Annotated in this window: 19 protein-coding genes; 2 read left to right on the top strand and 17 right to left on the bottom strand. The window is 73.0% G+C overall.

Going from position 1 to position 19,868, the window contains the following annotated elements; all coding sequences use genetic code 11:
* The 9 genes from R7226_RS18440 to R7226_RS18400 form a co-directional block, all read right to left on the bottom strand.
* On the bottom strand, nt 1–366 hold a 366-nt coding region (locus R7226_RS18440), incomplete at its 3' end, for an amidase family protein (RefSeq protein ID WP_318598712.1).
* Nucleotides 363–1,205 carry an alpha/beta fold hydrolase gene (locus R7226_RS18435; RefSeq protein ID WP_318598711.1) on the bottom strand — a complete coding sequence of 281 codons (843 nt, stop codon included), beginning with the start codon at nt 1,203–1,205 and terminating at the stop codon, nt 363–365. The genes R7226_RS18440 and R7226_RS18435, both read right to left, overlap by 4 nt.
* Nucleotides 1,202–2,824: an ATP-dependent acyl-CoA ligase gene (locus tag R7226_RS18430; RefSeq protein ID WP_318598710.1), complete on the bottom strand. Its 1,623-nt coding sequence runs from the start codon at nt 2,822–2,824 to the stop codon at nt 1,202–1,204. The genes R7226_RS18435 and R7226_RS18430 overlap by 4 nt, the downstream gene beginning before the upstream one ends.
* A 32-nt stretch (nt 2,825–2,856) precedes the next feature.
* Entirely contained in the window at nt 2,857–3,903 is a 1,047-nt protein-coding gene (locus tag R7226_RS18425) for a sugar ABC transporter substrate-binding protein (protein ID WP_318598709.1), read from the bottom strand.
* 85 nt (nt 3,904–3,988) lie between these two features.
* Nucleotides 3,989–5,485, bottom strand: coding sequence for an aldehyde dehydrogenase family protein (locus R7226_RS18420; protein ID WP_318598708.1), 1,497 nt, complete (start codon nt 5,483–5,485; stop codon nt 3,989–3,991).
* A complete protein-coding gene (locus R7226_RS18415) occupies nt 5,482–7,449 on the bottom strand; it encodes a GMC family oxidoreductase (RefSeq protein WP_318598707.1) in 1,968 nt (655 codons plus the stop codon). Before R7226_RS18415 ends, R7226_RS18420 begins: the two co-directional genes overlap by 4 nt.
* A 5-nt stretch (nt 7,450–7,454) precedes the next feature.
* Nucleotides 7,455–8,954, bottom strand: coding sequence for an aldehyde dehydrogenase family protein (locus R7226_RS18410; RefSeq protein ID WP_318598706.1), 1,500 nt, complete (start codon nt 8,952–8,954; stop codon nt 7,455–7,457).
* 5 nt (nt 8,955–8,959) lie between these two features.
* Nucleotides 8,960–10,066 carry an ABC transporter permease gene (locus R7226_RS18405; RefSeq protein WP_318598705.1) on the bottom strand — a complete coding sequence of 369 codons (1,107 nt, stop codon included), beginning with the start codon at nt 10,064–10,066 and terminating at the stop codon, nt 8,960–8,962.
* Nucleotides 10,067–10,089: 23 nt separating this feature from the next.
* Nucleotides 10,090–11,616 (bottom strand): sugar ABC transporter ATP-binding protein, encoded by a 1,527-nt coding sequence (locus tag R7226_RS18400; RefSeq protein WP_318598704.1) that lies wholly within the window; start codon nt 11,614–11,616, stop codon nt 10,090–10,092.
* A gap of 163 nt (nt 11,617–11,779) precedes the next feature.
* On the opposite strand from R7226_RS18400, the gene R7226_RS18395 reads away from it, so the two are divergent.
* On the top strand, nt 11,780–12,460 hold the full coding sequence (locus R7226_RS18395) for a pyridoxamine 5'-phosphate oxidase family protein (RefSeq protein ID WP_318598703.1): 681 nt from the start codon (nt 11,780–11,782) through the stop codon (nt 12,458–12,460).
* 44 nt (nt 12,461–12,504) lie between these two features.
* A complete protein-coding gene (locus R7226_RS18390) occupies nt 12,505–13,428 on the top strand; it encodes a nitrilase-related carbon-nitrogen hydrolase (protein ID WP_318598702.1) in 924 nt (307 codons plus the stop codon).
* Between the two features lie 28 nt (nt 13,429–13,456).
* Here R7226_RS18390 and R7226_RS18385 read toward each other — a convergent pair whose 3' ends face one another.
* The 8 genes from R7226_RS18385 to R7226_RS18350 are packed head-to-tail and all read right to left on the bottom strand — an operon-like array spanning nt 13,457 to nt 19,754.
* A complete protein-coding gene (locus tag R7226_RS18385; RefSeq protein WP_318598701.1) occupies nt 13,457–14,236 on the bottom strand; it encodes a GntR family transcriptional regulator in 780 nt (259 codons plus the stop codon).
* On the bottom strand, nt 14,233–15,093 hold the full coding sequence (locus R7226_RS18380) for a fumarylacetoacetate hydrolase family protein (RefSeq protein WP_318598700.1): 861 nt from the start codon (nt 15,091–15,093) through the stop codon (nt 14,233–14,235). The genes R7226_RS18385 and R7226_RS18380 overlap by 4 nt, the downstream gene beginning before the upstream one ends.
* A complete protein-coding gene (locus R7226_RS18375; RefSeq protein WP_318598699.1) occupies nt 15,090–15,485 on the bottom strand; it encodes a RidA family protein in 396 nt (131 codons plus the stop codon). The genes R7226_RS18380 and R7226_RS18375 overlap by 4 nt, the downstream gene beginning before the upstream one ends.
* A complete protein-coding gene (locus R7226_RS18370; protein ID WP_318598698.1) occupies nt 15,485–15,955 on the bottom strand; it encodes a cupin domain-containing protein in 471 nt (156 codons plus the stop codon). The genes R7226_RS18375 and R7226_RS18370 overlap by 1 nt, the downstream gene beginning before the upstream one ends.
* Nucleotides 15,948–16,307, bottom strand: a complete 360-nt coding sequence (locus R7226_RS18365) for a cupin domain-containing protein (RefSeq protein WP_318598697.1) — start codon at nt 16,305–16,307, stop codon at nt 15,948–15,950. The genes R7226_RS18370 and R7226_RS18365 overlap by 8 nt, the downstream gene beginning before the upstream one ends.
* The gene (locus R7226_RS18360; RefSeq protein ID WP_318598696.1) at nt 16,286–17,902 is read right to left on the bottom strand and encodes an FAD-dependent monooxygenase; all 1,617 of its coding nucleotides are present in this window, start codon (nt 17,900–17,902) and stop codon (nt 16,286–16,288) included. The genes R7226_RS18365 and R7226_RS18360 overlap by 22 nt, the downstream gene beginning before the upstream one ends.
* Nucleotides 17,899–18,645, bottom strand: a complete 747-nt coding sequence (locus R7226_RS18355) for an SDR family NAD(P)-dependent oxidoreductase (protein WP_318598695.1) — start codon at nt 18,643–18,645, stop codon at nt 17,899–17,901. Before R7226_RS18355 ends, R7226_RS18360 begins: the two co-directional genes overlap by 4 nt.
* The gene (locus R7226_RS18350; RefSeq protein ID WP_318598694.1) at nt 18,642–19,754 is read right to left on the bottom strand and encodes an Ldh family oxidoreductase; all 1,113 of its coding nucleotides are present in this window, start codon (nt 19,752–19,754) and stop codon (nt 18,642–18,644) included. Before R7226_RS18350 ends, R7226_RS18355 begins: the two co-directional genes overlap by 4 nt.
* Nucleotides 19,755–19,868 lie beyond the last annotated feature (114 nt).

Here is a 19,868-nt window from a genome sequence, read left to right as displayed (position 1 = left end):
GGCGCGCGCGAGCGTGCCGGCGCGCGTCGGCAGCCCGGCGACGTCGAGCGCATCCTTGATCGTCAGCGGCAGCCCCAGCAGCGGCGGCAGCGGCTCGCGCTCGCGCAGCAGCCGCGCGCGCTCGGCGTCGGCCGCGTCCGCGGCGGCGAGCGCGGCCTCGTCGTCGCGTGAGACGACGGCGTGGACGCGCGCGTCGGCGGCGTCGATCCGCGCCAGCGTCGCCTCGGTCAGCTCACGCGCCGAGACCTCGCGCGCGGAGAGGGCGGCGAGCCAGGCGGTGGCGGAGGGCTGTGCGCTGCGAGCAGTGCAGGTCTGCTGCGGCAGAGCAGCAGTAGACCTGCGTTCCTCGGGGGCGGCGCCGTTCATTCCGCCCCGAACGCCGCGAGCGCGTCCGCGAAGGCCGGCGCCTCCTCGAACGGGGTGCCGTGGGCGCTGTGCTCGAACACGACCGCGCGGCCGCGCGGGGCGGCCTCCGCGATCCAGTCGCCGAGTGAGGTCGGGTAGTACGGGTCGCCGGTCGCGTACGCCGCCAGCACCGGGACGCGCAGGCCGCGAACGGCCTCGCGCATGTCGAGCTTCGCCTGCTCGCGCACGGCCGACAACGCCACCGGCAGCGGTGTCTGCAACGCGATCCCGTAGAGCCAGTCGACGACGGCCGGGTCACTGCCGGGCAGCACCGACTCGGCCTGGAAGGCGCGCTCGGAGGCCGGCCAGCCGGCGGTCATCTCGGCCAGGTAGCCGTCGAGCTGCTCGTCGCTCATCGCGTGCGGAAAGTCGGGCGCGCGCGTCAGCCGCAGCGGCCCGTTCAGCAGCACGACGCGGCCGACCCGCGACCCGTCGCGCTGCATGTGGCGCAGCACGACCGTGCAGCCCATCGACCAGCCGACGACGGTCGCGCCGTCGAGGTCGCGCGTCGCGAGCAGCTCGCCGAGGTCGTCGGCGAAGGTGTCGAAGTCGTAGACCCCGTCGGGCTTGTCGGACTCGCCCATCCCGCGCAGGTCGAACGCCACCGTCCGCACGCCGCGCGCTTCCAGCTCGACGACCGTGCGATCCCACAGCCGGTGCGAGCCCTTCCAGCCGTGCACGAGCACGACCGGCGGCCCGCCGGCCGCGTCGCCGCCGCGCTCGCTGACGCGCAGGCGGACGCCGTCGCGCATGCGCTGCGAGCCGACGGGCGCGGGCGCGATGGGGTCGGGCGCGCTCACGCCTTCCCCAGCCGCCGCAGTCTCACGCCGGCCGCCTCGCGGTCCCAGTCGCCCTCCACGACGCCGCTCTCGCGCAGCACGGCCTTGCGGACCTTGCCGTTGGTCGTCAGCGGCAGCTCGGCGACGAAGCGCAGGTAGCGCGGGATCGCGAAGTACGCGAGGCGCGGCTCGCAGTGGCGGATCAGCTCGACCGGATCGCCGACAACGCCCTCCTCCAGCACGATCGCGCAGGCGACCTCGTCCTCGGCCAGCTCGGAGGCGACCGGGAAGACCGCGACGGCGCTCACCGACGCATGCTGCAAGAGCACCTGCTCGACCTCGAACGCGGAGATGTTCTCGCCGCGGCGGCGGATCGCGTCCTTGAGGCGATCCATGAAGCGGAACCAGCCGTCCTCGTCGCGCAGCACGCGGTCGCCGGTGTGGAACCAGAGGTTGCGCCACGCCTCGACCGTCTTCTCGTCCATCCCGAAGTAGCCGGTCGCGAAGGCGAACGGCGGGTCGTGGCGCAGCACCAGCTCGCCGGCGACGCCGTCGGGGACCTCCTCGTCGTGCTCGTCGACGACGCGCGCGTGGAAGCCCGTGCGCACACGGCCCATCCAGCCGGCGCGCTGCTCGCCGGGCGCGACGCCGATCGGCGCGTTCGTCTCGGTCGAGCCATACGCCTCGATCAGCTGCACGCCGAAGCGCTCGCGGAAGGGGTCGAAGAGCCCGGCCGGCGTGCCGGGCGCCAAGGCGACGCGCACGCCGTGCGCGCGGTCCTCGGGACCCGGTGCACGCGAGGCGAGGATGTTGACCATCGCGCCGAGCAGGTAGGTGACGGTCGCGCCGGCGTCGGCGACCCGCTGCCAGAAGCGCGAGGCGGAGAAGCGCGGGCCGAGGTGGTAGGTCGCGCCGGCGACGAGCGCCTGCACGAACGCGTTCAACGCGTTGGTGTGGAACAGCGGCAGGTTGGTGTAGAGGACGTCGTCCTCGCTCAGCTCCAGCTGCTCGCCCATCAGCACGCCCCACCAGTAGAACTGGGCCTGCGGGCACTGCACGCCCTTCGCGGGGCCGGTCGTGCCTGACGTGTAGAGGATCGCGGCCGTCTCGCCGGGACCGGCGTCGAAGGCCGGCACCGGCGCCGCCGGCGACGGCGGGCCGAGCACGCGGTAGCCGTCGGGCAGCGCGGACGCGGAAGCCGGCACGCCGTCGAGCGCCCACACCGCGTCGAGCGTCGCGGGCGCGGGAACGACCTCCAGCACCTCGACCAGAACAGAATCGACCGCCAGCACGCGCGCGCCGGAGTTGACCAGCTGGTGCTCCAGCTGCACGCCGCGCAGGGCGGTGTTGAGCGGCACCGCGACGGCGCCGAGCCAGGCGCAGCCGAGCACGTAGTCGAGCAGCTCGATGCGGTTCTCGCACATCAGCGCGACGCGCTCGCCGCGCCCGACGCCGGCCGCCGCGAGCGTGCCCGCCGCGACCGCCGCCGCGTCGCGCACCTGCGCGAACGACCGCTCCAGCTCGCCGAAGCGCAGCAGCGGCTTGTCGCCGTACGTCGCCGCCTGACGGTCGAGCAGACGCGGAAGCGTCTGCTCGACGGCCGGCAGCCCACGGAGCGGCGAGGGACGGAGACCGTCCACCGTCCGCTCCGATGACTGGGGCTGCGTCACGATCAGCTGCCGCCCTCGACGAGCGGGATGTTGTCGAACGAGTAGTCGCGCTGCTCGGGATCGACGTAGTCGCCGACCGTCTCAGGCGTCCACAGTATCGATCTGACGATCAGGTTCTCCTGTCTCGCCTCGGGGTCGGCCATCGCGCTTCTCATCGCCTGCGCCACGGCCCAGCCCGACGCGACCGAGTCGGTGTCCCAGGTGCCGGTCAGACGACCCTCTCTGACGGCCTGGATCGCGTCCGGGTCGCCGTTGGAGCCGAACACCATGATGCCGTCGGATCTGCCGTCGGAGACTCTCTTGCCGGCGTTGAGGATCGCCGAGGAGACGCCGAGCGCGGTCTGGTCGTTGTAGTCCCAGAAGACGTCGACGTCGCCGTGCTTGGTCAGCAGGTCCTCGGCCAGCTGCGCGGCCGGGGCGGCGGCGTCTCTGACGTTGTCGGCCTGGTCGATGATCTCCAGCCCGGCCGCCTCGGCGGCGTCGCGGAAGCATCTGACGTTGGCCGTGATCGACGGCGCGGGCGGACCGCCCATCACGATCACCTTCGCTCTGGGACGAGCGTCGGCGATGAACTGGGCCGTTCTCGCCCACGGGCCGTCGGGCTCGCAGGTGTTGACCTCCCACCAGACGGTCGAGGTGACGCCCTCGCCCTCGGAGTTGACGCCGATGACCGGGATGCCGGCCTCCTGCGCGCGCGTGTAGGCGCCGGCCGTCGCGCCCGGGTCGAGCGTCCAGCTCGCGAAGGCGCCGACTCTCTCGTTGATCAGCGTGTCGACGTGCGAGACCTGGCGGTCGGGCGAGAGGTTGGCGTCGAGCACTCTGACGTTCCAGCCTTCGATTCTGGCGGCGCCTTCGAGGCCGAAGTTGACCTGCTGCTGACCGATCTGGGCGCCGACCGGCGAGATGTACGCGACGGTCGTGTCACCACCGCCGCCGCCCGAGCCGCTGCTGGTCGAGCCGCTCGTCGAGCTGCCGCTGTCGTCGCTGCCGCATGCCGCGAGCGCGACCGCCGCGACGAGCGCGGCGCCTGCTGCCGTGAGGCGAATCATCTGGATGCTTCCTCTTTCCTATAGACGGAACCGCGCGCCGGGCGCGCAGCTTCTCCTCCGCGACCTGCACCCTGCACCTGCGTTGCTACTGCGACCCCCACAGGTCCGGCCGCGCGCCGCCGAGCCGCATGCTCACGGCCTTCGGCGCGCTGTACTCCAACAGCGTCTCGGCGCACAGCTCACGACCGTGCCCGCTGTGCTTGACGCCCCCCAACGGCTGCCCCGGACCGACCTGGAACCAGGTGTTGACCCAGACCGTTCCCGCTTCCAGCTCGTCGGCCATGCGGTGGGCGCGACCGAGGTCGCTCGTCCACACGCCGGCCGCGAGCCCGAACTCGCTGTCGTTGGCACGCGCGATCACGTCGCGCTCATCGCGCCACGTCTGCGCGACCACGACCGGTCCGAAGATCTCCTCGCGCGCCGCCGTCGTCGCCCCGTCGGGGTCGTCGACGAGCGCCGGCTCGACGTAGTAGCCGCCGGCCAGCGCGCCGTCCAGCTCGCGCCGCTGCCCGCCGGCGAGCACGCGGCCACCCTCGGCCCGCGCCCGCTCGACATAGCCGAGCACGCGCTCGCGGTGGGGCGCGGAGACGAGCGGGCCGACCTGCGTGTCGGGGTCGAGCGCGTCGCCGATCCGCACGCCGGCGATCGCCGCGCGCATCCGCTCGAGGAACTCGTCGCGGATCGTCTCGTGCACGAACAGGCGCGATGCGGCGAAGCAGACCTCGCCGTTCTGGCTCAGGATCCCCGACAGCGCATCGTGGACGGCAGCGTCGAGGTCGGCGTCGGGGCAGATCACGAAGGCGCTCTTGCCGCCCAGCTCGAGGATCGTCGGCGTCAGCGTCTCGGCCGTCGCGCGCACGATGTGACGCGCCGTCGGCACGCCGCCGGTGAACGAGATCTTCGCGATCCCCGGGTGCGCGACGAGCGCCGCGCCCGCGCCGGGACCGCTGCCGGTCAGCACGTTGAGGACGCCCGGCGGCAGCAGCTCGGCGGTGCGGCGCGCCAGCTCGACGACGCTCGGCGCGGCGAACTCCGACGGCTTCAGCACGACCGTGTTGCCGGTCGCCAGCGCCGGCCCCAGCTTCAGCGCCGCGGAGATCAGCGGCGAGTTCCACGGGATCAGCGCGGCGATCACGCCGAGCGGCTCGCGCACCGTGAAGACGCGGCTGAGCGGGTCGCCGGTCGGGATCGTCTCGCCGTGCAGGCCGCGCACGAGGCCGGCGTAGTAGCGCAGCACCGCGGCGGAGAACGGCACGTCGGCGGCGAGCGCCTCGCGGATCGGGCGGCCGTTCTCGGTCGCCAGCAGCGGCGCCCAGTCGGGCGTCGCCTCGATCGCGTCGGCGAGCGCCAGCAGCACGCGCTGGCGCTCCTCCAGCGTCGAGCGGCGCCAGGCCGGGAAGGCGGCGCGAGCGGCACGGACGGCGGCGTCGGCCTGCGCGGCCGACGCCTCCGCGACCGTCGCCCACTGCTCGCCTGTGGACGGGTTGAGCGCGGCGAAGTCGCCGTCGCCGGGCAGCTCCTCGCCGCCGATGAAGAGGCCGTACGGCCGGCTCGGCGCATAAGGCGCGTGGACGGCGCTCATGACGCGACCGCCAGCATTCTCGCCGCGGTCCGCTCGGCCAGCGCCATGATCGTGATCATCGGGTTGACGCCGGGCGCGGTCGGCAGCGCGGCGGCGTCGCCGATCCAGACGCCGCGCACGTCGTGCAGCTGGCCGTCGCCGTCGGCGACCGCCTCGGCCGGGTCGGCGCCGAGCCGGCACGAGCCCATCTGGTGGGCCGAGTAGGCGGTGAACTGATCGGGCGGGGTCGCGCGCACGCGCTCCTCGTACGCCGCGAAGTCCTCGCCCTCGCGCCAGCGCAGCGGCTTCCAGGCGAAGGTGAAGACCTCCCTGGCGCCGGCGGCGCGATGGATCCGCGCCAGCTCGATCTGCGCGCGCACGGCGACGGCGTGGTCGACCTCGTCCTCCAGCGACCACTGCACGAGCGCCTCGCCGTCGTCGTCGAGCACGACGCGCCCGCTGCCGTGGTCGTGCGAGACGCCGTGCCAGGCGGCGACGTGGCCGAGCTTGAGCGCCTGCTCGCGCGCGGCGGCGCCGTGCTCGAACGGCGACTGGCCGGCCCAGAAGCCGGGGCTGAGGCCGAGCGTCTCGCAGAGGAAGCCGACGCCCTCCTCGACGTGCGTGAAGTCGAACGAGACGGCCGACTGGATCTGGCCCTCCCACCCTCTGACCGGCTCGTCGTAGACGCCGCCGACCATCCACGCCGGGTGGACGCGCAGGTGCTTGCCGGCCGCGGGGCCGCCGATGCCGGAGCGCAGCAGCACGGCCGGCGACTCGATCCCGCCGGCCGCGATCACGACCGTGGGGGCGTTGACCGTGAGGCGCGTCGGCGCGCCATTGGAGTCCTCGCCGCGCACGATCGCCTCGACGCCGACGGCGGCGCCGTCCTCGACCAGCACGCGCTCGACGTGGCAGCCGACGACGAAGCGGGCGCCGGCGTCGGCCGCGTCCTGCAGGTAGTTCTTCTGCGTCGAGCGCTTGCAGCCCTGCTGGCAGCCGCTGTTGCAGTAGCCGCAGAATCTGGGGTCGTCGTCGAGCGTGACGTTGCGCGGCAGCGGCTCGTGGCCGTGGCCCAGCTCGGAGAGGCCCGCGATCATCCGCTGCGAGCTGGCGTTGTGCCGCGTCGCCTCGGTGTTGACGTTGAGCGCGTCCCAGACGCTCTGCTGCCAGCGGTCGTAGTCGTCGCCGTCGAGCCCGTCGAGGCCGAAGGCGGTCCAGTCGGCGCGGATCTCGTCCGGCGTTCTGAGGCAGACCATCGAGTTGATGACCGTCCCGCCGCCGAGCGTCGAGCCGGCCAGCAGGCCCAGCTCGCCGTGCTCGGACCAGACCATCCCCCCGCCGAGGTACATCTCCCCCGCGGCCGATTCGAGCTGCACGAAGTCGGCCTCGTTGCGGTAGGCGCCGCGCTCCAGCACGAGCACCGATCTGCCGGCCTGCGCCAGGCGCGCGGCGATCACGGAGCCGCCGGCGCCGGAGCCGACGATCACGACGTCGGCGGTCAGCGTCGCCTCGCCGCCGCTCACCTGCGTGATCGGCAGCGTCTTCGGCGCCTGCTCCGGCGCCGGCGGCGCGCTGATCGGGCCGGCGAAGCCGATCGCGTCCCAGACCTCGTTGCGGCCGTCCTCGCCGAGCAGGCCGAACAGCAGCCCGAACGTCATCGTCTTCAGCTGCTTGACGGCGAAGCGGCCGTCGGGGAGGCGGTCGCCCAGCTCCAGCAGGCGCGCGGTGCGCTCGTCCAGCGAACGCTCCGCGAAGCCCTCCGCCGCCAGCTCGTCGAGCAGCGCCAGCAGCGCCGCGCGCGGCGCGGCCGGCAGCGCCGGGATCGCGGCGGCGACGTGGGCGGGGATCCCGCGCTCGCGCGCGCCGCGCCGCAGCAGGTCGCCGGCCGGGCCGGGCTCGCGCGTCTCGATCGCCGGCAGCAGCGTGTCGCAGGCCGCGTCGAGAGCGGCGGTGCGCGCCTCGCTCAGCGGGCCGGTGCTCGTCATCGTGCTCATCCTTCTCCCCACAACCGCGGTCGCGCGACGCTCAGGTCGACGTTGACGACCTTCGGCGCGCTGTATTCATGCAGCGTCTCGGCGCTCAGCTCGCGCCCGAAGCCGCTGTCCTTCACCCCGCCCATCGGCACGCCGACGGGCAGGTCGAACCACTTGTTGACCCAGACGATCCCGGCCTCCAGCTCGCGCGCCATACGGTGGGCGCGGGCGAGGTCGCGCGTCCAGACGCCGGCCGCCAGCCCGTAGCGGGTGGCGTTCGCGCGCTGCAGCGCGTCGGCGTCGTCCGTGAACTTCTCCAGCACCGTCACCGGGCCGAAGAACTCCTCCTGCGAGGCGCTCGTGCCGCCGGCCGGGTCGGCCAGCAGCGTCGGCGAGAGGAAGAAGCCGTTGTCGAGCGGCGCGGGCAGCTCGGGCGCGCTGCCGCCGACGACGACCTCGGCGCCCTCGCCGCGGGCGCGCGCGATCGCGGCCGCGACGCGGTCGCGCTGCTGCGCGGTCACGAGCGGGCCGAACTGCGTCGCGGGGTCGAGCGCGTCGCCGATCTTGATCGTGCGCGCGAGCGCCGTGAAGCGCTGCGCGAACTCGTCGTGCACGTCGGCGTGGACGAGCAGCCGCGAGGCGGCGACGCAGACCTCGCCGTTGGCCATGTAGATGCCGGTCAAGGCGTCTGCGACGGCGGCATCGAGGTCGGCGTCGGCGCAGACGATCATCGCGCCCTTGCCGCCCAGCTCCATGATCGCGGGCGTCAGCGCCTCGCCGGCGGCGGCCATGATCTTGCGCGCCGTCGGCGTGCCGCCGGTGAACGTCACCTTCTGCACGTCGGGGTGCGCGACGAGCGCGGCACCGACCTCGGGGCCGAAGCCGGTCACGACGTTGACGACGCCGGGCGGCAGGATCCCCTGCGCCAGGCGGGCGAACTCCAGCACGCTCGCGGAGGCGAACTCCGACGGCTTCAGCACGACCGTGTTGCCGGCCGCCAGCGCCGGGCCGAGCTTGTTCGCGAGCGTGATCAGCGGCGAGTTCCACGGGATCAGCGCGGCGATCACACCGAGCGGCTCGCGCACGGTGTAGATCAGCGTGTCGGGCGCCTCGACGGGGATCTGGTCGCCGCGCAGGTCGCGCAGCACGCCGGAGAAGAAGCGCAGGATCGCGGCGCAGGTCGGCACGTCGGCGACGGTCGCCTCGCGGATCGGGCGGCCGTTCTCGGTCGCCAGCAGTCGCGCCCACCGCTCCGGCTCGGCCTCGACCGCGTCGGCGAGGCGCCACAGCAGCTCCTGCCGCGTCGCCGGGCTGGAGCGGCGCCAGCTCGCGAAGGCGCCGCGCGCGGCCGCGACGGCGCGGTCGACGTCGGCCGCGCTCGCCTGCGGGATCTCCGCCCACGGCGTGCCGACGGAGGGGTCGACCGCCTCGAAGGCGTCGGCGGCGCTGATTTCCTCGCCGCCGATGTGGAGGCCGTAGGCGCTGCGCGGGACGTACGCCGCGCGGGTGTCGGTCACGGGGTTCACGCCATCGGCCCGGCAGCGGGCGCCGGCGCGGCCGGCGGGTTCTCGGGCGGCGGCCCGCCGCGCCGCAGTCTCGGCAGGCGGCCGCGTCTGCGCAGCACCTCCAGGCCGACGGCGCCGATCAGGATCAGGCCGGAGACCATCCCCTGCCAGAAGGTGTTGACGCCCGACAGCGTCAGGCCGTTCTGCACGACGCCGAGGAAGAGGACACCGATCAGCGTGCCGAAGACGCCGCCCTCGCCGCCGGTGTAGGCGGTGCCGCCGATCAGCACGGCGGTGATGACGGTCAGCAGCAGCGTCGGGTCGGACTCCGGCGAGGCGCCGGTGAGGCGGCCGACGGAGACGATCGCGGCGACGCCGGCGGTCAGGCCCGCGATGCCGTAGACGGCCATCAGCACGGCGCCGACGTTGATGCCGTTGAGGCGCGCCGCCTCCGGGTTGGAGCCGACCGCGAACAGCGCGCGGCCGAAGCGCGTGTAGCGCAGCACGCCGCCGGCCAGCAGCAGCAGCGCGAGGTCGAACAGCAGCAGCAGCGGGATGCCGGCGATCTCGTCGTTGACGAACGATCTGATCGGGCTGAAGCCGGAGAGGCCGAAGACCGAGATCGTCGCGCCGTCGTTGACGACCAGCGCGAAGCTCTGGAAGATCGACAGGCCGCCGAGCGTGACGACGAGGAACGAGATCTTCAGCCACGAGATCGTCGCGCCCATGATCAGGCCGAGCCCGAGGCCGAACAGCAGCGTGACGGCGATCGCGGGGACGGTCGCCCAGCCCGCTCTCAGCGTCAGGCCGAGGATCATGCCGCTCGCCGCCATCGCGGAGGCGACCGACAGGTCGATCCCGGCCGAGATGATCACGAACGTCGCGCCGAGCGCCAGCACGAACATGACGCTGTTCGACTTGACGACGTTCATCAGGTTGTCCCACGTGCCGAACGCCGGCTCGGTGATCGCGAGGTAGACGCAGACGACCAGCAGCGCCGCGAGCACGCCGCTGTAGCGCCCTGGTGAGATCCGTCGCAGCCACTCCGGGCCGGCGGCGCGCGGCCGCTCGGCGGCGGCGGCCGGAGCCGGTCGCGCGTCGGTGGTGGGCTGGTCGATGCTCATGGACGACTCTCCGTTCCTGACGGTCATGCTGCTTGCTGCTCCAGGGGCTGGCCGGAGACCGCGACGTGCGCGATCGCCTCCTCCTCCAACCCGTTCGCGTCGAACTCGGCGCGCACCTCGCCGCCGAAGAAGACGAGGATGCGATCGGCGATGCCGAGCAGCTCGGGCAGCTCGGAGGAGACGACGAGCACGCCGGCTCCCGCCTCCGTCGCCTCCTGCATCAGCCGGTAGACCTCGGCCTTGGCGCCGACGTCGATGCCGCGCGTCGGCTCGCCGAGCACGAGCACGTCGGGGCCGAGCGCGAAGACGCGCCCGAGCACGACCTTCTGCTGGTTGCCGCCCGAGAGCGTCGTGATCAGGTGCTGCGAGGAGGCGGTCACGACGCCGTAGCGGTCGATCGCCTCGCGCACGCGTCTGCGCTCGGCGCGCACGTCGAGCAGGCCGCCGCGCGAGAGGTCGCCCCACGCGATCGAGAAGTTCTCCGCGACGCTGCGCGTCGGCAGCAGCGCGGCGCGCTTGCGATCGTCGGGGACGAAGCCGATCCCGCCGGCGAGCGCGGCGCGCGGGTCGCGCAGCGAGACCTCGCGGCCGGCGACGCGGACGCTGCCGCTGGACGGGATCGCGCCGCCGAGCGCGTGCGCCAGCTCGGCCTTGCCGGAGCCGACGAGGCCGGCGATCCCGAGGATCTCGCCGCGCCGCAGGCGCAGGCTGGTCGGCTTCAGCTTGCCGTCGTTGGATGCGAGGTTCTCCAGCTCCAGCACGACCTCGCCGCGCGCGATCTCGCGCTTGCCGTAGTAGTCGCCCAGCTCGCGGCCGACCATCAGCCGCACGAGCTGCTGCTCCGGCGTCTGCGGCAGCGGGACGCTGTCGACGCGCTTGCCGTCGCGCAGCACGGTCGCGATCGAGGCGACCTCGTACAGCTCCGGCATGCGGTGGGAGATCGTCACGACCGCGACGCCCTCGTCGCGGCGCTGCTTGACGAGCTGGAGCAGGCGGGTGGTCGCCGCCTCGCTCAGCGAGCTGGTCGCCTCGTCGAGGATCAGCAGCCGCGCCGGCGAGGACATCGCGCGGGCGATCTCGACCTCCTGCTGCAGCTCGACGCTCAGCTCGCCGACGGGGCGGCGGGTGTCGACGTGGACGTCGAGGCGGTCGAGCACGTCGCGCGCGTGGCGGTGGACGGCGCGCCAGTCGACGAAGCCCAGTCTGGTGCGCGGGAGGCGGCCGAGGTAGACGTTCTCCGCGACGCTGAGCGTCGGCGCGAGCGTCAGCTCCTGGCTGATCAGCACGATCCCGCGCTTCAGCGCGGCCGCGGGGCTCGCGATCGTGCAGCGCGTGCCGTCGATCTCGATCGTGCCGCCGTCGGGCTGCACGACACCCGCGAGGACCTTCGCCAGCGTCGACTTGCCAGAGCCGTTCTCGCCCGTGAGGGCGTGCACCTCGCCGGGCATGATCGTGAGGTCGACGCCGTCGAGCGCGCGCACGCCGGGGAACGACTTGTCGATCCCGCGCAGGCGCACGAGCGGCTGCGCGACGCGCTCCGCTCCACTCATCTCGCTGCTCCCGGGTGCACCACGTTCCACTGCACTTCCGCACTCCTTCTGGGGATTCGGACCTGTGCTCCGCCTCCCAGGGCAAGCTGCCATATCTTTGATCAAAAGTCAACAGATGTGGCATGATCCCCGTGGCAGTGCGAGTCACGGAGAGAGGAACCGGATGAGCAGCGAGCCGTACCACGAGGGATCGCGGGCGCTTCAGGACCGCTTCGACACGCGGCGCCTCGCCGACCGCGGCGCCGAGCTGATGTTCGTGCCGGAGCCGCGGATCGGGCCGAGAGAGCGCGCCTTCGTCGAGCGGATGGAGATGGTCTTCGTCGGCACCGCCGACGCCGACGGCATCCCCCACTGCTCCTACAAGGGCGGCGCTCCCGGCTTCGTGCGCGTGCTCGACGAGCGCACGCTCGCGATCCCCAACTACGACGGCAACGGCTTCTTCGACTCGTGGGGCAACGTCGCCGTCAACCCGAACGTCGACCTGCTCTTCATCGACTTCGAGGCCGACTCGCCGTGGCGGCTGCGGATCAAGGGCACCGCCGCGCTCGAGTTCGACGGCCCGCTGCTGGCCGACTACCGCGAGGCGCAGTTCGTCGTGCGGATCACGCCGACGCGGATCTACCCCGTCTGCCCGCGCTACGTCCATCAGATGGAGATCGTCAGACGGTCGCGCTTCGTGCCGGACGACGACGCCGCCCCGACGCCCGTCGCGCAGTGGAAGCTCGACGGCGCCGAGGTGCCGCCGGAGGTGCTCGCCGCCGACGACCCGTCGCGACGCGAGTCCGAGCGGCTGCGCGACGGCGGCGCGCCGCAGCCGCCGACCCACGGCCCCTTTCCGGGCTGAACCGACTTCGCCACCCCGACCGACCACAGCCAAGGAGCCAGTGCATGCCCCGCATCGCCACCGTGCAGCTCGAACCGTCCTACATGGACCCCGAGGCCGGCCTGGAGCGGATCCGCCACTTCACCGCGCAGGCCGCGGCCGAGGGCGCCGAGCTGGTCGTCTTCCCCGAGCTGCTCGTGCCCGGCTACCCGCGCTACGTGCCCGACCCCTTCCCGCACACCGAGGAGGGGCAGCGGCTGTGGTCTGACATCCAGCGCTACCACCGCGCCTACCTCGAGCACTCGCAGCTGATCCCGGGGCCGTTCACCGACCGTCTCGGCGAGATCGCGCGCGCCCACGACACCGCGCTCGTCGTCGGCGTCTCGGAGGCGCATCCGAGACGGCGCAGCTGCATCTGGAACACGGCCGTGGCGATCGACCGCGACGGCACCTACCGCGGCAAGCGCCGCAAGCTCGTCGCCGTGATGCACGAGCGGCTCTACTTCACGCGCGGCGGCAGAGAGGACCTGCGCACCTTCGAGCTCGACGGCAACAACGTCGGGATCGCGATCTGCTTCGAGAACCACCACCCGCAGATCCGCCGCGCCTTCGGCGAGCTGGGCGAGGAGATCCACTGCGCGCTGTGGACCGGCCCGGCGCCGCGCGAGGTCGCCGCCGGCGGCGGCTCGCACGAGCAGCACAAGGCGCTCGGGGTCGCGCACGCGCTCGACACCGGCGCCTTCGTCGTGATCTCCAGCCAGGTGACCGAGCGCGAGCCCGACGGCGGCGACTACGGCTCCAACTGGTCGCACAGCGGCGGCAGCTACATCATCGACCCGCTCGGCCGCACGCTCGCCTCGGTGCCCGACTGGGAGGAGGGGATCGCCGTCGCCGACTGCGACCTGTCGCACATCGACGTCGGCCGGCTCGTCTGGAACCCGTTCGGCGACGACCTGCGCGACGACCTCTTCCCGTCGCCGTTCGACTGAGGCGGGACGGGCGCGGCGCGCCCGCGGTCTACGACGAGCTGCGCGGGAGCAGCTCGTCGAGCGCCGGCAGGTGGACGCGCGTCGCCTCGGGGTCGCCCTCGAGGCCGGCCGCGACCAGCTCGACCGACGACAGCAGGTGCGAGGCGAGCAGCGCGACCGCGCCCTCGGCGTCGCCCTGCTCCAGCGCCTCCAGCATCTGCACGTGCTCCTCGGCGCGCCGCGCGACGTGGTCGGGATGGCGCATCGACTCGACGCGGTAGCGCTCGCTGTTGCGCCAGGCGGGGCCGATCGAGCGCACCAGCCAGTCCGAGCGGCAGGCGCGGTACATCGTGAAGTGGAAGCGCTCGTGCGCGTTGCGCGCGCCGACCTGGTCGCCGCGGGCGCGCGCGGCGACGTGCTCGTCGAGCGCGTCGCGGGCGGCGGCGCCCTCCTCGGCGGTGAACTGGCCGGCGGCCGTCCGCATCGCGAGGCATTCGAGGTTGAGGCGCGTGAAGTAGGTGTCGTGCAGGTCCTCGAGCGTCAGCGGGCGCACCCAGGCGCCCTTGTGCGCGACGATCTCGACGAGGCCGAGACCCTCCAGGCGCCGCAGCGCCTCGCGCACCGGCATGATCGACATGCCGAGCTGCTCGGCCAGCTCCTGCAGCCGCAGCGGCGAGCCGGGCGGGATCTTCCCGTCCATGATCGCCTCGAAGACGGCCTCCTCGGCCTGGTCGCCGGCGGTCTGCCGGGCCGGACGTGAGACGACGGGGCTGGCGCTCGCCAGTCCGGTGCTGCCGTTGCCGCCGTCGACCTGCTCGCCTTTGCTCATGTCAGCGTCACCGCCACGACGTTGTTGCGAAGCTCCCCAAGGCCCTTCACCTTCGTCACCACCATGTCCCCGTCGTTCAGAAAGACCTGCGGATCGCGGGCGTTTCCAATTCCGCTCGGCGTTCCCGTCAGGATCACGTCGCCCGCGCGCAGCGTCATCCCGCGGCTCAGCTCCGCGATCAACCGCTCGAACCTGAAGGCTACCTGCGCCGTGGACGCATTCTGCATGATCTCGCCGTTCAACTCGCAGGTGATCTGCAGGTCGTACGGATCGGGGACCTCGTCGGCGGTCGTGATCCACGGCCCCAGCGGCATCGTGTCGTCGATCGACTTGCCCTTCAGCCACTGGCCGCCATGGGCGCGCTGGAGGTCGCGCTGCGAGACGTCGTTGGCGATGCAGAAGCCGAAGACGTGCTCCCACGCCCGCTCCTCCGGGATCGAACGGCCGTCGCGGCCGATCACCAGCACGACCTCGGCCTCGTAGTCCCACTTCTGCGACAGCGCCGCGTCGAAGGCGACGTCGTCGGCCGGGCCGATCACGGTGTCCGGCCCCTTCGTGAAGAAGGTCGGGTGCCGCGGTCTCTCTCTCGGATCCTGGCCCTCGCGCTTGCCGGCCGACTCGGCGAAGTGGTCCCAGTAGTTCCAGCCGGTGCAGAGCACGTCGCGGTTGAAGCGCGTCAGCGGCGAGAGCAGGCGCACGTCGGCGAGCGGCAGCGGCGCGCGGCCGGCGTCGGTCTCGGGCTGCGCGCCGCGCACGACGTCGTCCACGGACGTCCCGCCGGCCAACGGGACGAACGTCTCGCCCTCGACCAGGCCGGAGACGGCGGCGCCGTCCACCAGCGCGCGCGCCAGCCTCACGACACCACCGCGATCGCGTTGATCTCGATCAGGTAGTCCTTGTTGACGAACTTCGACACCTCGACCATCGTCGAGGCCGGCGCGACCCCCGTGAAGTACTGGCGGCGGACGGCGTGGATCGCGTCGAAGTCCTCCATGTTGCGGACGTAGACGTCCACGCGCGCGATGTCCTCCAGCGTGCCGCCGGCGCTCTCGACCGCCGCCTGCAGGTTCTGGCAGACCTGGTGGGTCTGCGCGCTCACGTCGCCGACACCGGTGACGCCGCCCTCGGCGTTGCGCGCCGTCATCCCCGAGATGAAGACGAAGCGGCCGGTCGCCTCGGCGACCGTCGCCTGCGCGAAGTGGCCGTTCGGCACCGCGAGCTTGTCGGAGACCAGTTCCTGCTTGGGCATCAGCGTGCGTCCTCGGGATCGGTGTACCAGTCGGGCTGCGTCGGGTAGTGGGGGCCGTCGTAGAACTCGAGCAGCACCGAGTCCTCCTCCGCGAGCGTCGGGCCGTGCATGCTGCCCTTCGGATTCCAGTAGAACGCACCGGGCGTCAGCACGACCCCGGTCGCCGTGTACGTGTAGCGGCCGGCGAGGCAGTACATGAACTGGTTGGAGGCATGCGCGTGGATCGACGGGACGCCGCTGCCTCTGAGAAAGCGCACGAGCGCGATCGAGGCGCCGGTGTCGTCGTCGCGCCACAGCATTCTCTGCGCCAGGCCCGGCAGCGACTTGTCCGACCACTCCAGCTTCTCCGGGTCGAGCAGGATCTCGCGGAAGCGCGCGAGGCCGTCGGCGTCGGGCGCGGTGGCGCGTGCGCCGTCGCCGGCCGCGCCGGAGTAGCGCGCCGGCTCGGAGAGGTTCTCGGGCTCAGACACCGTCGCCCTCCCGCTCCAGGTGCTTCAGCTCGATCAGGCGGTTGCGATAGGTCGTCTCGCCGGCGTTGGTGAGCTTGTGGACTCTGCCGGCCTCGCGGTAGACGACGCGGCCGACGGTCTCGTGCATTCTGCGCGCCTCGCCGCCGTCGAGGTACTCCATCACGTTGTGCGCCTCCTCGACCGCGAGCACGAGGTACGGGTGGTCGTGCAGGTGCCAGTCCTGCACCTGCCCCGGTTCGAGCAGCACCTCCCACACGCGCACGTGCTCGTTCTCGAACAGGATCGACGTGCCGACGTCGCCGAGCACGACGTCGCTCCCCGCCGGATCCGTCACGACGTCGCCGTTGGCCATGCCAGCTCTCTCCTCTGCTCGCTTCCGGTGATGCGGTCGTAGAGCGCGCCGGCGAGGTCCTCGCCGGCGGCCGGGTCGAACGGCACGATCGCCGCGACGTGCGCGTCGGGGCGCAGCAGCACGAGCGTGTCGTCAGGGACCCCGAAGCGGCGCTTGACGCGCTCGGCGGGGTCGAACAGCGCGCGCTCGCGCAGGCCCGAGTCGTGCGGCGCGTCCCAGCGGCTGACGGCGACACGGCGCAGGCCGGGGCGGTCGTCGGGCGCGATCTGGGGACGGCGGCGCACGTCGGTGAAGTGGAGCGCGAGGAAGCCGTCGGCGGCAAGGTCGTGCAGGTGCGCCTGGCCGGCGTCGCCGAACAGCGGCAGGTCGGGGGCGCGGTCGCCCGCGCGGACCGCGGTCGGCGCCGACCCTCTCTTGACCATCGACCAGTCGCCGCTGCCGTCGACGTCGAGGCTGACGCCGAGCAGCGCGCGCGTGAAGGCGTTGCCCCAGTTGTCCTGGCCCATCGCGGCGACGTCGCCGGCGCGGCCGTCCATGTAGGCGCGCGCCGCCTCGGCCATCTCGCCCGAGCCCTGGATCGCGACCGGCCCCTGCTCCTGCTCGTAGGCGTCGAGCAGCGACGGCTGCGCCCAGCCGCGCAGCACCCAGGCGATCCGCCACGGCAGGTTGGAGGCGTCGAGCACGCCGGTGTTGAGGCCGAGCGCCCACATCGGCGTGATCAGGTGGGCGGCGTCGCCCATCAGGAAGATCCGCCCGTCACGCCAGCGGTCGGCGACGCGGTGGTGGACGGTGTAGACGTTGGAGCCGAGGATCTCCAGTTCGCCGACCTCGCCGATGAAGCGGCGCGCCTTGTCGGCCAGCTGCTCGCGCGTCGGTTCCTCTCTGCCGGGCGCGAGCGGGAAGAGGAAGCGCCAGCAGTGCGGCTGGCGCACGAGGATCATCCACTCGCTCGGATCGCCGAAGTAGGCGAGGTAGGGGTAGTCGCGCGCGTCGGCGACGTCGAGGTCGGCCTTCAGGTCGACGAGGCTGTAGCGCTCCGGCAGCGTCGTCCCCTGGACGGTGATGCCGAGCTGCTCGCGCACCTGCGAGCGGCCGCCGTCGCAGGCGAGCACGTACTGCGCCTTGATCGTCTTGGTGCCGCCGGGGGTCTCGACGGTGAGGACGACGTGGTCGTCTTCTTGTGTGAAGGCGGTCAGCCGGTGCGACAACCTCAGCGCGCCGGGCGCGAGCCGCTCCAGCGCGCCCTTCAGCACCGGCTCCAGCTCGTGCTGGGGGATGTTGATGACGAACGGGAAGCGCGTGTCCTCGGTCAGCGCGCCGGTCAGGACGCTCGCGCGGGCGGTGTTGGTCGCGCGGTCGAGGTCGCCGATCTCGTCGATCCGCAGCGAGGCGCGCAGCACCTCGTCGAGCGCGCCGTAGCGGTGCAGCACCTCGAGCGTGCGCGTCAGGACGGTGCCGGCCTTCGTGTCGAGCGAGAGGCGGTCGTCCTCCTCCAGCACGATCGTCTCGACGCCGTAGCGGGCGAGGCCGAGCGCGGTCACGAGGCCGACGGGGCCGGCGCCGATCACGGCGACGGGAAGCTGCTCGTCGGTCACTGGCCGTCCTCCTCTTGCTCTGCGGGGAAGGCGCGATCGCGGGTCAGCGTCGAGCCGGTCATCGTGGCGGCGTCGGAGAGCAGGAACAGCAGCGGGCCGACGACGTCGTCGGGCGTGCCGATGCCGGTCGTCTTCTGCCAGTGCTCGCGCTCGCCGCCGGTCGGGTTCGCGGCCTGGAACTGGGGCGTGTCGATCACGCCCGGGAAGACGGTGTTGACGCGCACGCGCGCCGGCGCGACCTCGGCCGCGAGCGACTTCGCGAAGGCGATCAGCGCGCCCTTGCTGGCGGCGTACGCCGACGCCTGCGCGCGGCCCATGTGGGCGAGGCCGGAGGCGAAGACGAGGATCGCTCCGCGTTGGGCGGCGGTCATCGTGGGCAGCACCGCCTGACAGGCCCAGACGACGCCGTCGAGGTTGACCGCGAGCGTGCGGCGCCACGCTTCGGGATCCATCGTCCGCACGTCGCTGCGCGGCTGCACGGCGGCGCCGGCGACGAGCGCGTCGACGCGGCCGTGTCTGTCGAGGACCGCTTGGGTCGCGGCGAAGACGGCGTCGCGGTCGGAGACGTCGACGGTGTGCTGCTCGACGCGGGGCTCTTGGTCGAGGTCGGACGCGTGCGTGACGTCGAAGACCGCCACGCTGCCGCCGGCCCGCGCGTAGCCGCGCGCGAGCGCGGCGCCGATGCCGTTGGCGCCGCCGGTCACGATCAGGACCTCGCCGGTCGCGTCGAAGGCGGCTCTCATGCGGGCGCCCCGGTGGGGTCGGCCGGGGCGGGGCCGCCGGGCGCTGCCGGGGCGGGGTCGCCCAGCTCCACGCCGACGCTCTCGGCCGCGGCGCGCAGTCTCTCCAGCACGCTCGCGTCGAGCGCGACGCCTTGCGCCTCGGCGGCGGCGTGACGCTCGGCCTCCAGCTGGCCCGGCACGAGCAGCCGCTCGACGCCGGGGGCGGCCGGCGGGCTCGTGACCTGCTGTGAGAGGTCGGCAACGCGCGCCGCGAAGCCGTCGAGATCGCTGCCGAAGCGCGTCACGTCGAGCGCGAGGAAGAAGTGGGCGCAGTCGTTCGGCACCGCCGTGTCGGCGTACAGCCCTCTGACGGCGCCGCCGTAGGAGCCGCCCGACAGCACGCCGGTCAGCACGTCGACCATCAGCGCGAGGCCGTAGCCCTTGTGACCGGCGGCCGGCAGCAGCAGGCCGGCGATCGCGGCGGCGGGGTCGGTCGTCGGCGTGCCGTCGGCGGCGGTCGCCCACGTCGCGGGGATCTCGCGGCCCTCCTGCGCGGCGAGGCGGATCTTGCCGAGCGCCGCTTCGGAGAGCGCCATGTCGAGCACGAGCGGCTCGCCGCCGGCGCGCGGCACGCCGATCGCGAGCGGGTTGTTGCCGACGACCGCGTGGGCGCCGCCGGGCGCCGGCATCAGCGGCCGCGTGTTGGCGGCGGCGACGCCGATCATGCCGGCCTCCGCGGCGCTCTGGACGTAGCGGAAGGCGCCGCCGAAGTGGAAGGCGCGGCGGACGGCGACGGCGCCGAGGCCGTGGTCGCGCGCCTTCTCGATCGCGAGCGCCATCGCCTGGTCGGCGGTCAGCACGCCGAGCGCGTGGCCACCGTCGAGGACGGCGACGGCACCGAAGTCGGCGACCGGCTCGGCGCTGGTCAGCGTGGTGACCGAGCCGCTCACGATCCGCTCGACGTACATCGGCACCAGCAGCGAGCCGTGCGACGGGATCCCGCGCATGTCGGCGTCGATCAGCGCGGTCGCGACGGTCGTCGCGGCGGCGCGTTCGAGACCGGCGCCGGCGAAGACCGCCGCGAGCCGTTCGACGAGCCATGACGGGGATGTGAGGGTGGGTCCGGGCATCTGCTCTCGCGGTCGGAATCGCTTGCTGCGACGGCGTTTTCGACGCCTTCGCGGGTTGCGTTCTTGGGTGCTTGTGGGCAAGCTTATCGTTTATCAAACTTTCCCGCGACCCAA

Origin of the sequence: Conexibacter stalactiti (assembly GCF_033542075.1) — a bacterium.
In the GTDB taxonomy this organism is placed as follows: Bacteria; Actinomycetota; Thermoleophilia; order Solirubrobacterales; family Solirubrobacteraceae; genus Conexibacter; species Conexibacter stalactiti.
The sequence above is the reverse complement of the archived record's forward strand: the minus strand, read 5'-3'. Positions and strand labels throughout refer to the sequence as shown.